General features: G+C 43.7%; 10 protein-coding genes. 5 read left to right on the forward strand and 5 right to left on the reverse strand.

From position 1 onward, the window contains the following. Nucleotides 1-75 precede the first annotated feature (75 nt). Nucleotides 76-2640 (forward strand): ankyrin repeat domain-containing protein, encoded by a 2565-nt coding sequence (locus E2H97_RS17505; RefSeq protein WP_133408326.1) that lies wholly within the window; start codon nucleotides 76-78, stop codon nucleotides 2638-2640. Nucleotides 2641-2749: 109 nt separating this feature from the next. Here E2H97_RS17505 and lpdA read toward each other — a convergent pair whose 3' ends face one another. From lpdA to pdhR, 4 genes are all read right to left on the reverse strand, one after another. Further along, the gene (gene lpdA, locus E2H97_RS17510; protein WP_133408327.1) at nucleotides 2750-4171 is read right to left on the reverse strand and encodes a dihydrolipoyl dehydrogenase; all 1422 of its coding nucleotides are present in this window, start codon (nucleotides 4169-4171) and stop codon (nucleotides 2750-2752) included. A gap of 139 nt (nucleotides 4172-4310) precedes the next feature. After that, nucleotides 4311-5972, reverse strand: coding sequence for a pyruvate dehydrogenase complex dihydrolipoyllysine-residue acetyltransferase (gene aceF / locus E2H97_RS17515; protein WP_133408328.1), 1662 nt, complete (start codon nucleotides 5970-5972; stop codon nucleotides 4311-4313). 13 nt (nucleotides 5973-5985) lie between these two features. Beyond that, nucleotides 5986-8649: a pyruvate dehydrogenase (acetyl-transferring), homodimeric type gene (aceE, locus tag E2H97_RS17520; protein WP_133408329.1), complete on the reverse strand. Its 2664-nt coding sequence runs from the start codon at nucleotides 8647-8649 to the stop codon at nucleotides 5986-5988. A gap of 46 nt (nucleotides 8650-8695) precedes the next feature. Beyond that, the gene (gene pdhR / locus E2H97_RS17525; RefSeq protein ID WP_133408330.1) at nucleotides 8696-9448 is read right to left on the reverse strand and encodes a pyruvate dehydrogenase complex transcriptional repressor PdhR; all 753 of its coding nucleotides are present in this window, start codon (nucleotides 9446-9448) and stop codon (nucleotides 8696-8698) included. Nucleotides 9449-9757: 309 nt separating this feature from the next. On the opposite strand from pdhR, the gene E2H97_RS17530 reads away from it, so the two are divergent. The 4 genes from E2H97_RS17530 (at nucleotide 9758) to ampE (ending at nucleotide 12715) form a co-directional block, all read left to right on the forward strand. Then, nucleotides 9758-10357 carry a hypothetical protein gene (locus tag E2H97_RS17530; protein ID WP_133408331.1) on the forward strand — a complete coding sequence of 200 codons (600 nt, stop codon included), beginning with the start codon at nucleotides 9758-9760 and terminating at the stop codon, nucleotides 10355-10357. Nucleotides 10358-10367: 10 nt separating this feature from the next. Further along, a complete protein-coding gene (locus E2H97_RS17535; protein WP_133408332.1) occupies nucleotides 10368-10970 on the forward strand; it encodes a hypothetical protein in 603 nt (200 codons plus the stop codon). A gap of 142 nt (nucleotides 10971-11112) precedes the next feature. Continuing rightward, on the forward strand, nucleotides 11113-11658 hold the full coding sequence (gene ampD, locus E2H97_RS17540; protein ID WP_133408333.1) for a 1,6-anhydro-N-acetylmuramyl-L-alanine amidase AmpD: 546 nt from the start codon (nucleotides 11113-11115) through the stop codon (nucleotides 11656-11658). A gap of 205 nt (nucleotides 11659-11863) precedes the next feature. Then, complete coding sequence (gene ampE, locus E2H97_RS17545) at nucleotides 11864-12715, forward strand: beta-lactamase regulator AmpE (RefSeq protein ID WP_133408334.1); 852 nt, start codon at nucleotides 11864-11866, stop codon at nucleotides 12713-12715. Here ampE and E2H97_RS17550 read toward each other — a convergent pair. Then, a complete protein-coding gene (locus E2H97_RS17550) occupies nucleotides 12690-13802 on the reverse strand; it encodes a hypothetical protein (RefSeq protein WP_133408335.1) in 1113 nt (370 codons plus the stop codon). The two genes, ampE and E2H97_RS17550, sit on opposite strands and share 26 nt — an antisense overlap. Nucleotides 13803-13855: the final 53 nt, after the last annotated feature.

Consider the following 13855-nt stretch of genomic DNA (forward strand, 5'->3'; position numbering starts at 1 on the left):
TTAATTTACACGCACTTCCACCGTTGCTTCATTTACACTATATTGTGCGGATAATACGTTATCGTCTTCAAGGTAATGATCCAAGGTAATTCAATATCTTCTCTTCCAGAATTTGATCAAAACTGCGATCTAATTGAATTGCAGACTTATAATGTATCAAGCAAGCACACAGCTGATGAAGTTGAGGCATTTTTAACCCAGTGTGAAAAACTTGGCTATAAATCTTGCCATGAGCATTATGAACCTAGATGCGCTCCCTCCCCCGAATCATCACAATTAGAAATTGGTATTCATGTCCTAGGTTTTGCTCAACTCGCTGATAGCCTGCTTCATTCAAGTGCCTTTACGAATGGCGGGGAAGTCTTCTTTGGATCTGTAAAACAGCAGCTTATGGAATTAACCCAATTGCTGGCCGAACCAAATATTGACGAAACGCACAAGCGCACAGCCATAAAATGGCTACCTTCATCGAAAATACAGACGCCAGAGCTGGCTAATGAACTGTTTGCCTATCCAAGTTTATGTTTACTTAGAGCAGCCAAAAATCAAACCTTGGATCATTTACAAAGCCTACTCAAAACCCAAGTCGAATCTTTTAGCAAGCGACATCAATTTAGGGAGGCAACCCAGCAAAATTTATTAGCAGCGGTATGTGCCCACAGTCAACGAGATATTAACAGTACGGGGATCACACAAACCGAATCAGAAGCCCTCATTTTTGAATCTGTTCTCGTTAAGTTTTGGCATGAATTATACTTTCATGCAATGCAACTTTATGAAGAATCTGTAGCTGGAAGGCCACAAGGCATAGAGCATGTATTTGCCTTACCAAAAGCGGTTTATCCAGATATCACGATATTAACCGTCCCTTCACAACGCAACCAAGCTTCACCTTTACACATTACTACCCCCAACTACCTTACATTCCACCTGGAAGGTTTAGCCCCCATCCCCGATCCAATTTTGCTGGCTGATTTACTCCACCTACCTCTTTATAACTGCCACCCAATTTTGAGGTTATTGATTTATAGAGCAAGTCTTAATAATGCTCGTAATTGTATTGAACATATTAAATTTTTATCCCATTTCGGAATTGAAGTACCTAATATTTACCTTGAGATCATTTGCCAATGTAAACGCGTTTTGGAGAAAGCTGAAAATAAAGACGACATCTTAAATTGGATAAAACATCAAGCTAACTGTCAGCAGCTGGACAACATATACCCACACCTTTGTCCAGAGTTGCAAGCTGAGTGTTTAATTCAATGCCATCAACTAAGACGACTCGACGATGACAAAAGAATTTGTGATCAATTTGTGGCCGTTTATTTACCACCAAACCTGTTTTCATCCAGACACCTAACACCAGAGCAATTCATTAGTTTGTTCAATCAAGCATGCGTGCAAAATCAACATGCCCTTATCGACAAACTTTTAGCAACGGAGCGTTTTTTAAAGTGTTATCAACTTTGTTTTTGCTCTGAATCCAATGAAACTCCAGCGCTCATGGATCCTATTTTACTCGCCAGTGAACTCAACAAAGTCGAAGTGCTAGAAAAAATATTCACCCAGTACCCAGATGATTGCGATAAAGAAATCATGTTGATAAAAAGAACTGCTTGTAATCCATTTAGGGCAGCAGTTTCATCAGGAAGTTTAGAAACGCTCATACTTTTGCTTAATACCTATAGCGTCGACATGCAAAATACTCAGGGTGTCAATCTGCAACACCTATATGCCGTTTCACTAGCGATTTTAGCCGTCCAAAACAACCAACCTAAAATACTTGAATATTTATTGTCCCTGCCATTTACCAATTTGCTTAATCCACCTAGCTTCACTGGCTGTAAATTAAAGCGTTTTTGCCAAGATCATCAAATTCCTAACCAACAGCGAATGCTATCCATTATTTCAGAAGCAGAAAAAACCCCAACCCACGGTTCAGATCCTACTTCATTCTGGTTAACCCAAGCTACGGCTGGAAACATCGGCCATATTGGTGTTTATGCTAGAGATAAATTGCTGATTGAAGCGATATATACCCAGAATACTCCCGCTATGAAAGCGATTTTGCATTGCCAATTATCTCAACAAGCTCGTGCCAAAGCCTTATTCAAAGCCTGTCAATTAGGAAACATCGAAGCCGTAGAGGTTCTTCTGCAAGAAAAGCATCGAACCCTATTTCCACCACTCACAACACTTAGAAGTTCAGCTCGCCGAAACATCCTCCATACGCTAATTGACTCTGGGAATCCCAATGCTCCGATAATTTGCCAGAAATTGTTAACTCAATGCCGTGTTCTAGCAAAGCTCCCGATAAAAAACCAAAAAGCGCTTCACTATGCCGTCGGTATAGGTAATGCGCCTATCGTTCCATGCTTACTAAAGTTTGACTCTGATATCTTTGAGGTCGATGAAAACGGCGACAACATTCTGCACCAAGCGGTTAAATCCAAATCGTTAGCGACGGTAAAAGCGGTTTTAGCCAGATGGCCAAAATCGCGATTAAATGAAACCAATGGCGATTATTTTTGGAAGAGAAAAACAGCGTTAGAAATGGCAAACGCTTTACAGTTATCAGAGATAGCCAGAGTAATTGAAGAGGCAATGGGTAATATAGAGCCTTTTACCATTATCTGAGAGCCTTCCATAATGATCACAGAAATTTTTCTAACAACGAGCAAATACTAAAAACAAAAAACCCCGACAGTTGCCGAGGTTTTCTCAATTCTTCTAAGCAGTCATCAACTTACTTTTTCTTTGCCTTTGGATTTGGCAAGTCAGTAATAGAACCTTCGTAGATTTCAGCCGCTAGACCAACAGACTCATGCAGTGTTGGGTGAGCATGGATAGTTAGTGCGATATCTTCTGCATCACAACCCATTTCAATCGCAAGACCGATTTCACCTAATAGTTCACCACCATTAACACCTACGATAGCGCCACCAATTACACGGTGAGTCTCTTTATCAAAGATAAGCTTGGTCATACCTTCTGAACAATCAGAAGCAATTGCACGACCGCTTGCTGCCCATGGGAACGTCGCCGTCTCGTAAGCAATGCCTTGCTCTTTGGCTTCTTTCTCAGTTAGACCAACCCATGCGACTTCTGGATCTGTGTAAGCGATTGAAGGGATCACTTTAGGATCGAAGTAATGCTTCATTCCAGAAATCACTTCAGCGGCTACGTGACCTTCATGCACACCTTTGTGCGCCAACATTGGTTGACCAACGATGTCACCGATAGCGAAGATGTTTGGCACGTTAGTACGTAATTGCTTATCTACATTGATGAAGCCACGCTCGTCGATGTTCACGCCCGCTTTGTCAGCATCGATTAGCTTACCGTTTGGTGTACGACCAATAGCAACTAATACCGCATCGTAACGCGTAGGCTCAGCCGGTGCTTTCTTGCCTTCCATCGTTACATAAATGCCGTCTTCTTTAGCTTCAACAGCCGTAACTTTGGTTTCAAGCATCAAGTTGAATTTCTTCTTGATTTGCTTAGTGAATACCTTAGCCACATCTTTATCAGCGGCTGGAATAACTTGGTCGAACATTTCAACCACGTCGATTTCACTGCCTAGTGACGAGTAAACCGTACCCATTTCAAGACCAATGATACCGCCACCCATAACAAGTAGCTTGCCTGGAACTTCTTTAAGCTCTAGCGCATCAGTCGAATCCCAAATACGTGGATCTTCATGAGGAATGAATGGAAGCTCAATTGGACGAGAACCCGCAGCGATAATAGCGTTGTCGAAGTTAACAACAGTTTTGCCGTCTTCGCCTTCAACTTCGATAGAGTTAGGTCCCGTGAATTTGCCTAGACCGTTAACCACTTTAACTTTACGCATCTTAGACATGCCGCCTAGACCGCCAGTTAGCTTACCGATCACTTCTTCTTTGTAGCTACGTAGCTTATCAAGATCGATTTGTGGCTCGCCAAATACAACACCGTGGTTGCTTACCGTTTTAGCTTCTTCAATTACTTTAGCAACGTGAAGTAGCGCTTTTGAAGGGATACAACCTACGTTAAGACAAACACCACCAAGAGTGCTATAACGCTCAACGATAACGGTTTCTAAACCTAAATCCGCTGCGCGGAATGCCGCAGAATAACCAGCAGGGCCAGCACCTAATACGACAACCTGAGTTTTGATTTCGCTCATGTCTTCCTCAATTATTATCATTCATTCCCGTAGGGACGATGCCACTCTTCATCAGCAACATCAAGATGGTTCGCATTTTAACGTGGGAATGTGATTTATACCAATAAAAAGGCTACCGTTTTGGTAGCCTTTTTTTCAATTACAGAACTAACTTGCGTATATCTGACAATACACCCGATAGCGTTACCGCAAAGCGGGCTGCCATCGCACCGTCAATCACACGGTGATCGTAAGACAATGACAGTGGTAACATCAGGCGAGGCTCAAAGTCCTTACCGTTCCACTTAGGCTTCATTTCAGATTTAGATACACCAAGGATCGCCACATCAGGGTAGTTCACGATTGGCGTAAACGCTGTACCACCAATGCCACCTAGGCTTGAAATAGTGAAACAGCTGCCTTGCATATCCGCCGCTTTTAGCTTGCCTTCACGGGCTTTAACAGAGACTTCTGTTAGCTCTTTAGACAGCTCAATCACGCCTTTTTGGTCAACGTCACGAATAACCGGAACCACAAGACCATTTGGCGTATCTACCGCGATACCGATATGAACGTATTTCTTCTGAATAAGCGACTCACCATCTGGGCTTAAGCTAGAGTTAAACACAGGGAATTGCAGCAGAGCATTCGCCGCCGCTTTCATCATAAACACAAGCGGGGTGATCTTAACGCCCAGCTTTTGCTTCGCTAACAGCTCATTTTGCTGCTTACGGAAAGCTTCTAGCTCAGTGATGTCAGCTTCATCAAATTGAGTTACGTGTGGGATAGTTACCCAGTTGCGGTGCAAGTTTGGACCAGAGATCTTCTGAATACGGCTTAATGGAATTTCTTCCACTTCACCGAACTTGGCAAAGTCCACCTTAGGCGCGGCAATCACATGTAAACCACCTTCGCCACCAGCACTTGGTGCTGCGGTTGCTTTAGGACGAGACAGCTCATACTTCACATAAGCTTGGACGTCTTCTTTAACGATACGACCTTTACGACCAGAGCCTGTCACTTGAGTCAGATCAACACCGAACTCACGAGCAAGACGACGAACCGCTGGTGAAGCATGAACCACTTTACCGCTTACCGCTGGCGCATTGGCACTTGGGTGATGTGGTACAGGTGGCTTCGCCGCTGGTGCAGGCGCTGCTGCTTTTGGCGCTTCTACTGCTTTTGGCGCTTCTACTGGTTTTGGAGCAGGAGCCGCAGCAGGTGCTTCACCTTGTGTCTCAAGGGTGATAACCAAAGTACCTTCCGACACCTTGTCACCTTCTTTAAGCTCAACCGACTTAACGATACCCGCTTTTGGCGAGGGTACGTCCATGGTGGCTTTGTCCGTTTCAAGAGTCACAAGACCCGCATCAACGTCAATTTCGTCACCCACGCTCACCAGAATTTCAATCACGGGTACGTCAGTATCGCCACCAATGTCTGGTACGGTTACGTTGATCACTTCAGATGCTGCAGGTGCTACTGGAGCCGCTTCAGCCACAGGAGCTGGAGCTTCTTCAACCTTTGGTGCCTCAGCTACAGGCGCTGGCGCTTCAGCTGCTGGCGCTGGAGTCGCCGCAGCGTCTCCAGACTCAAGCTTAGCAATAAGAGCACCTTCAGAAATACTATCGCCAACGGCAACCGTCAATTCTTTAAGTACACCAGCGAAAGGCGCTGGAATGTCCATGGTCGCTTTATCGCTTTCAACCGTTAGGATCGCATCATCTTCACCTAAGCTGTCACCGATTGCGGCACAAATTTCGATAACTTGTACTTCGTCCCCACCGATATCAGGAACAAGAACGTCTTTTAATTCAGCCATGTCTTAATCCCTCTTACGCGTGTTGTGGGTTAACTTTATCAGTGTCGATGCCGTATTGCTTGATAGTGTCAGTCAATACATCTACGGGTAGCTCGTCACGGTCAACTAGGCTCTTAAGTGCCGCTACTACGATGAACTTAGCGTCAACTTCGAAGTGGTGACGTAGGTTCGCACGACTGTCAGAGCGACCGAAACCGTCAGTACCTAATACTTTGTAGTCGGTTGGCATGTAGTTGCGCAGCTGCTCGCCGTAAATCTTCATGTAGTCAGTTGCGGCAATGGCAGGGCTGTCTGCTGAGATCACTTCGCTGATGTAAGGCTTCTTCGGAATAGCCGTTGGGTTAAGCATGTTGTAACGCTCAACGTCTTGTCCATCACGCGTTAGCTCGTTGAAGCTGGTTACTGAGAATACGTCAGTGGTGATACCGAAATCTTTCGATAAGGCTTCAGCCGCGTTGCGAACTTGCTCAAGAATCGTACCTGAGCCCATTAGCTGTACTTTACCTTTACCAGAACCTTCAAGGGTTTCTAGTTTGTAGATACCTTTCTTGATGCCTTCTTCCGCACCTTCTGGCATTGCAGGCTGAACGTAGTTTTCGTTCATAGTAGTGATGTAGTAGAAGATATCTTCTTGGTTACCATACATACGACGAATACCATCTTGAACGATGACCGCAATCTCATAACCGTAAGTTGGATCGTAAGTCACACAGTTCGGGATAGTGTTCGCCAAAATGTGGCTGTGACCATCTTGGTGTTGTAGACCTTCACCGTTAAGGGTTGTACGACCTGAGGTACCACCCACTAGGAAACCACGGGCTTTCATGTCACCTGCTGCCCACGCTAAGTCACCAATACGTTGGAAACCAAACATTGAGTAGTAGATGTAGAATGGGATCATTGGCTTGTCGTTCACTGAGTAACTGGTTGCCGCAGAAACCCAAGATGACATTGCACCTAGCTCGTTAATGCCTTCTTGCAGTACCTGACCTTTCTTGTCTTCACGGTAGTAAGCCACTTGATCTTTATCTTGTGGAACGTACTTTTGACCTTCGTGAGCGTAGATACCAACTTGACGGAATAGACCTTCCATACCGAAAGTACGCGCTTCATCAGGAATGATAGGAACAATGTTCTTACCAATTTGCTTATCTTTAAGCAGTGACGTCAGGATACGACCAAATGCCATGGTCGATGAAATTTCACGACCGTTTGACCCTTTCAGTACATTGTCAAAGGTGCTTAACGCTGGAACTTGCATCTCTTCAGAGAACTTCTCTAAACGCTGTGGTACAAAACCGTGCAACGCTTGACGACGCTCAAGCATGTACTTCACTTCAGGTGAGTCCATACCTGGGTGATAGAATGGGATTTCTTCTAGCTTGTCATCCGGTACCGGAATATTGAAGCGATCACGGAATTCACGGATTGAATCTACCGCCATCTTCTTCACGTTGTGGGCGATGTTTTTACCTTCACCCGCATCACCTAGACCATAACCTTTTACGGTTTTCGCAAGAATTACCGTTGGGCGACCTTTGGTCTTCTTGGCTTTGTCTAGTGCAGCGTAAATCTTAACAGGATCATGACCACCACGGTTTAGACGCCAGATGTCATCATCAGACATATTCGCAACCATAGCTGCGGTTTCTGGGTACTTACCAAAGAAGTGTTCACGAGTATACGCGCCACCTTTGGCCTTACAGTTTTGGTATTCACCGTCTACGGTTTCTTCCATCAATTGTAATAGCTTACCACTGGTGTCTGATGCTAATAGTGGATCCCAGTAACGACCCCAAATCAGCTTAACCACTTCCCAGCCAGCGCCAGCAAAGGTACCTTCAAGCTCTTGAATGATCTTACCGTTACCACGTACAGGACCGTCTAAGCGCTGCAAGTTACAGTTGATGATGAACACTAGGTTATCTAGCTCTTCGCGAGCAGCAAGACCAATTGCACCTAATGCTTCTGGTTCATCACACTCACCGTCACCTAAGAAGCAGTATACGGTTTGCTCTGAACAATCTTTGATACCACGGTCAGTCAGGTATTTTAGGAAACGTGCTTGGTAAATCGCTTGGATAGGACCAAGACCCATAGATACCGTTGGGAACTGCCAGTAATCACCCATTAATTTCGGGTGTGGATATGAAGATAGACCTTCACCATCCACTTCTTGACGGAAGTTACCTAATTGATCTTCAGTTAAACGACCTTCAAGGAAAGAACGAGAATAGATACCCGGAGCAATGTGACCTTGGAAGTAAACTAAGTCACCGCCGTCTTTTTCGTTTGGACCACGGAAGAAGTGGTTAAAACACACATCATAAATGGTTGCACTTGATGCGAAACTTGAAATGTGACCACCAAGTTCTAAATCTTTTGCCGATCCACGCAATACCATGGCCAATGCATTCCAACGGACTAAGGCGCGAATGCGGTGTTCCATTTCTTGGTTGCCCGGCATCTGTGGCTCTTGACCAGCAGGAATGGTATTTAAGTAAGCAGTAGTAGACTTGTAAGGCAAGTAAGTTCCGTTACGACGCGCCTTGTCGATCATTTTTTCTAGTAAGTAATGCGCACGTTCTGGACCTTCTTGCTCCAATACTGCTTGCATGGCTTCAAGCCATTCCTGAGTTTCTAATGGATCTACGTCTTGTAGTAAATCTTCAGACATGACACTGTCCTTCTTTCTATTTTAATTACGACGACAAAGCCCGCGCTTAGTCATTGCTCTTTAAACGGCGCAGACTGCGTTGCAATCTGCTGTCTTCTTCCCGTGTCGACAGCATGACTTCTTCAATATAGCTAAGGTGCTTATTGGAAGCTTCACGTGCCGCATGGGGGTTTCTATCTACAATCGCTGCCAGCAAACCACGTCTGTGGTCATTAGCCATTTGCGCGGCTTCTGGACGACGATGCAGTAACACTAAATTTTCAGCTACGTTTTTATGTAAAACGGGCTCTAAGCTCAGGACGAGATGCAACATGGCGACGTTATGGGAGGCTTCGGCAATCGAGCGATAAAAATTCACAATTGCCGTAGCTTTTTGTTCAATTTCAGTCGCTTGCTCTACTTCTACAATACAACGTTTAATGGATTGCAAATCAGCATCAGTACCACGAAGCGCGGCAAAGTAAGCCATCATGCCTTCTGTGGCATGACGAAACTCCAAAAGGTCATACTGACTTTCGGAGTCGCTTTGCATCAGCTCAACAATAGGATCCGCCATACTTTGCCAAAGCTGAGCTTTGACAAAAGTGCCTCCACCTTGACGACGAGTCAGTAAGCCTTTGACTTCTAATTTCTGAATCGCTTCACGCAGTGATGGACGCGACACATCAAATTGCGCCGCAAGCTCACGCTCTGGCGGAAGTTTTTGTCCCGGCTGTAAACTGCCTTCAAGGATCATTTGTTCCAGTTGACCCATGATGACATCAGAAATTTTCGGCTGGCTGACCTTGCTGTATGCCACGTTCTCTTCCTAGTTGTTTATATGTGCTTTTAACCAGTACATATAAGCATAGCTGTTAATATGTAAATTGGTCTTACCAATTTTTTTGAGTTGCAGCACTTTAGCAAATGGAAGTGTTAAAGTCTACACAATGAAAAAACAGCGAGATGTGATCCAAAGCGCAAATCCCTTTGCACTGTCAGTTTAAGGGTAATTAAGGTAAGGGGTCTGACCAATGAGAAAGCCGATAATGAAACAAAATTAACTTTGTTTCTAATTTCAAAGAAATACAATGTGAATATCACCTCGGGATATCACGGGAACATAGCTATGGCCGCCGCTCCTGCTCCATCTGAATTATCATGGTCTGATTATCTTTATAATGGCCTTGAAGTTCATGAGCAATTGCAAGAAATGTCCCAATTCCAGCAACTCTCTCAGAGATATCAACTGCTCGCTGAATTTCTTGTTTCGATTGCCAATGAAGGAAAAACGTCAGAAATACTAGATTTACTTCTTATATTGGACACACCCAATGAAATCTCGAGTGATGTAAAGTCAAACACTTGCCAAGACATCATCAAGTTATTACGTGCTGATATGCTTCCCTTTATTCGGTGTCTATCTTCATCAGCATCATATTTTCATTACATTGCTAACAGTATTGAACAACCACATGAACTGAACAAAGACCAATTTATAACCGAACTGCACAAAAGCACCTCTACATACGAAAAAAAGCCTAAAACAGATGAAGCATTTGATGAATTAGAACAAATAGTAGGAGCTATCAGCACTGTCCAACAACAATCTGCAAATAACTTATATCAACAACTCACCGACTTTGTTGAATTGCTGGCTGACATAATACGTGATGCCAATTGCACTGATGAGAATTCCCAACCCACTGACTCTGTACCAAACCATTAGGAGTACTCTCATGGCTTTTCCTCCCTCAGCAGCACATGCAGCTCAACAAATTCCACAAGCAGCTCTAGATAATTTACAACGAGTACAAACACACCCTCGTTACGAGGATCTAAGTCCAGTGTTACAGCAAGCCGCAGAGGCATTGGCTAGCGCGGTTCCCGAAATTAAAGTCAATCAATTCTTTACACAGCTCACTTTACTGAACACTCCTAATCACCTAGAAGATGCTGAATTTAAAAGAATAGAAACCAATATTATGCTTTGTTTGCATAATGAGAAGCGTCAAGAAATCATCGGTTTCATCAAAGTGCAAGCAACCACTTTCGCAAACCTCATTCAAAAAGGTAAAAACCAACTAACTGGGGCAGCCGTTCAGTCTGACGAGCGATACCAAGGATTCGTGGAAGAGGCGTCATGGGTAGTTAACCAACAAGTCGAGCGAGGAGCTGGGCTAGCAGAGGATGCTCCTGTAAGAAATGAGTTATTTGAAGGTACTCAAGAAGTACATCAGAAAATGGCTGAGCAACGTCAACGTGAAATGCAAGCTTTTGATGATACCCAAAAGGCAATGCAGCTTTTAAATAAAATTGTAGAAAGTGCAGAAATTCCTTAACTAAAAACTTGTCTAAGTGAGCGCAATATTGTTTTGACATTACTCAGCAGAAACAAATGCGGCAGCACATACATAAAATGCGCGCTATTTATTAAATCAAGGTCTTTGCTATAGTATTTAAAAATCAGTAATCTAAATTCCCATGATACATTCTATTTGCGAAGGCTGGCACCAGAACGCCACCCATCGGCATTCCACTCACTTTAATGACCGTCCTAACAACGAAGTCAGCTTATTAGTGATCCACAATATCAGTTTGCCTGCTGAGCAATTTGGAACGCCTTATGTTGATGATTTATTTATGGGTTGTTTAGATTGCAAAGCCCATAACAGTTTTTCCGAATTAAAAGGTATAAGAGTGTCAGCTCACTTCGTCATTTTCCGTGATGGAACGTTGCACCAATACGTCAGTTGTAATGACAGAGCATGGCATGCTGGAGTTTCAGAGTTTGAAGGCCGTGAAAACTGCAATGACTTTGCGATTGGTATTGAGCTCGAAGGCAGTGACCACCAGCCATTTACTGAGCAACAATACCAATGCTTAGTTTCATTGACCCAAGACATCATGCAAGCCTACCCCCAAATCACCTCAAATAGAATTACAGGCCATAGTGACATCGCACCTCACAGAAAAACAGATCCAGGTCCTTATTTTGATTGGAATTATTATTTATCTCATTTAAGCTAGAAAATAAACAACGACAACTATCTTTCTATCGTTATATTTCATCGTCACTCCTGCAAAGGCAGGAGTCTAGTGACTTCAATGCTCCAATTTAAAGGCACTGGATACCTGCCTTCACAGGTATGACAAAAATTAGCATATTTGTGTAAGTTCTATCCAAAATAGGTATTCCCTAAGAGGCCAAGGACGAACTAAGGTTGGATTAAAAATGGCGTTATTTTCACTATTAATAGCAATTTTTGTAGAACGTATGAAATGGGTATCAACGTCGTTTCAAATTGATGCGCTTCTCGAACGATTTCATCGACTGTTCATTGGTGATAACTCGCTTAGATCTCCGTTATTTTTACTCTTGGGTTTGACCTTGCCGACCATTGTCACCGCCGTATTGCTGTGGTTAGTTCAGGGTATATTTTGGGGAAGTTTCAGCCTATTACTTTGGGTGATCACCGCTTCCATTTGTTTTAGTCACACTGAGCTTCGCAATATATTCAAGCAATTTATGCAAGCAGCCATTAACGGTGACGTACAAGGATGTTTTCGTTTTGCCGATCAGCTCGACTGCCATCAACAACTGGATGCCACTGGAGAAAACGAATTAGGTAAAAAAGTCGGCCAAAGTGTCGCATGGCTCAATTACCGCCATTATGGTGCCATCGCTATTTATCTCGTATTACTCGGACCCATTGGCATTGTGTTTTACAGCACTATTCGCTTTTATGCGGATAAAGCAAGAAAAGAACAAAGAAAGCTGCCCATCTTAGCCAGCTTATTTTTCATTGTAGACTGGATACCCAGCCGCATTTTTGCTTTTGGTTACCTGCTTAGCGGTCATTTTTCTTCAGCCTTCAGTACTTGGTTATCCCGCGCCAGTAACCCTGCTACTTGTGCTAGAGACATAGTGACTGAAACCGCATTAACGGCAGAAGTACTCCCTGAAAAGTCAGATGCTCCTGTATGTATCCAATCAACTATCGCATTATTGGCCCTTACTAAACGCACCTTTGTTTTTCTGGTGACCATATTGTCACTACTTACGATTTTTGGTTGGGTGAATTAGCCTGAGCACTTGTAAACTCTGCCAGCGCTTTGGCCGCTCTCGCATCCAAAGGTGGTGGTGTATCGGGGTATAAGCCTCCTCTGGGCGTACTTATCAAAGTATCGTCAGCTTTTCTGGTTAAATACCACAGTCGGAGCTTATCTGAAACTTGCTCGAACTTCCCCCACAACGGACCTTGATCAGGCTGAGGTTTCAAGCTTGACTCTTCGTTATCCATATCTTTAGATAACGGAGGCTTCGTTTGATAAAACCCTGCCACCTTATCCGCTACAGCAAGGTATTCTGTCAATTTTGACGCTCTAGTTTGTAATAACGGATATTTACTGTATTTACCAGTCTTCATTAACTGCTCTAATTCTTTCATTTCAGCACATATCGCTTGTTGTATTTCCGAAATATGCTGCATCTGTTCTTGCGGGCTACTTGTATAGAAGTCGCTTTTTGCAGAGAGTGACTGATGCCAATACGTTACCCCGTTGTCACCATTAGCGACGACACTTACAAGGAGATCACATAAATCAACCGAATATTGCCCTCTTTCCGCTTGCGCTCGCATAGTAACAGCTTTCTTCTGAGCACGAGCATTTCGGCATGCTAATGCTGATTCTAAATAACCTTTTGGCATACGAGCGCGTACTTTGGCTTCTATATCAACATTCGATTCCGCCATTCGTTTGTGGCCTGCTCTTGTTGGCTGTGGAGCACTTTTTTCAATCGGCGCAAACTCAGTAATAGGCAAAGGCTCACTGCCAAGCACAGCCAACGGAACGCCATTTGGTGGCCTCAAATGAACTAACCACACCTTGTTATCTCCTTGGGTCGTTGAGTACGCCAAAATGGATTTAGTATGTGGGGACAGTGACTGATTCACTTCTCGTAACCAATATTCTTGAGTCGGCCTATCATGACTATGAAACAACCAACTAAAGGCATCTCGAATGGCAGAGTGCTTATCTAGTGACGAATTAGCATAAAGCTGAAATTCAGCATTATAGATTTTACTTTTTGCGGGTTCAGGCAGATTCAGCTCATGGCTCACCCACCTTTCAGGTTCAGGAACATAAATAGGAACAAGAGTTGCTGTCATACAGTTAAAACGGATCTAAATATATCGGTTAACTAATTATCAATGAGTAAGCT

The organism is Parashewanella tropica, assembly GCF_004358445.1.
GTDB classification, from domain to species: Bacteria; Pseudomonadota; Gammaproteobacteria; order Enterobacterales; family Shewanellaceae; genus Parashewanella; species Parashewanella tropica.

Excerpts from the sequence above, each read along its gene's own strand:
- E2H97_RS17505 (WP_133408326.1), top strand. The coding sequence starts at position 76 with ATGATCCAAGGTAATTCAATATCTTCTCTTCCAGAATTTGATCAAAAC.
- lpdA (WP_133408327.1), bottom strand. The coding sequence starts at position 4,171 with ATGAGCGAAATCAAAACTCAGGTTGTCGTATTAGGTGCTGGCCCTGCT.
- aceF (WP_133408328.1), bottom strand. The coding sequence starts at position 5,972 with ATGGCTGAATTAAAAGACGTTCTTGTTCCTGATATCGGTGGGGACGAA.
- aceE (WP_133408329.1), bottom strand. The coding sequence starts at position 8,649 with ATGTCTGAAGATTTACTACAAGACGTAGATCCATTAGAAACTCAGGAA.
- E2H97_RS17530 (WP_133408331.1), top strand. The coding sequence starts at position 9,758 with ATGGCCGCCGCTCCTGCTCCATCTGAATTATCATGGTCTGATTATCTT.
- E2H97_RS17535 (WP_133408332.1), top strand. The coding sequence starts at position 10,368 with ATGGCTTTTCCTCCCTCAGCAGCACATGCAGCTCAACAAATTCCACAA.
- ampD (WP_133408333.1), top strand. The coding sequence starts at position 11,113 with ATGATACATTCTATTTGCGAAGGCTGGCACCAGAACGCCACCCATCGG.
- ampE (WP_133408334.1), top strand. The coding sequence starts at position 11,864 with ATGGCGTTATTTTCACTATTAATAGCAATTTTTGTAGAACGTATGAAA.
- E2H97_RS17550 (WP_133408335.1), bottom strand. The coding sequence starts at position 13,802 with ATGACAGCAACTCTTGTTCCTATTTATGTTCCTGAACCTGAAAGGTGG.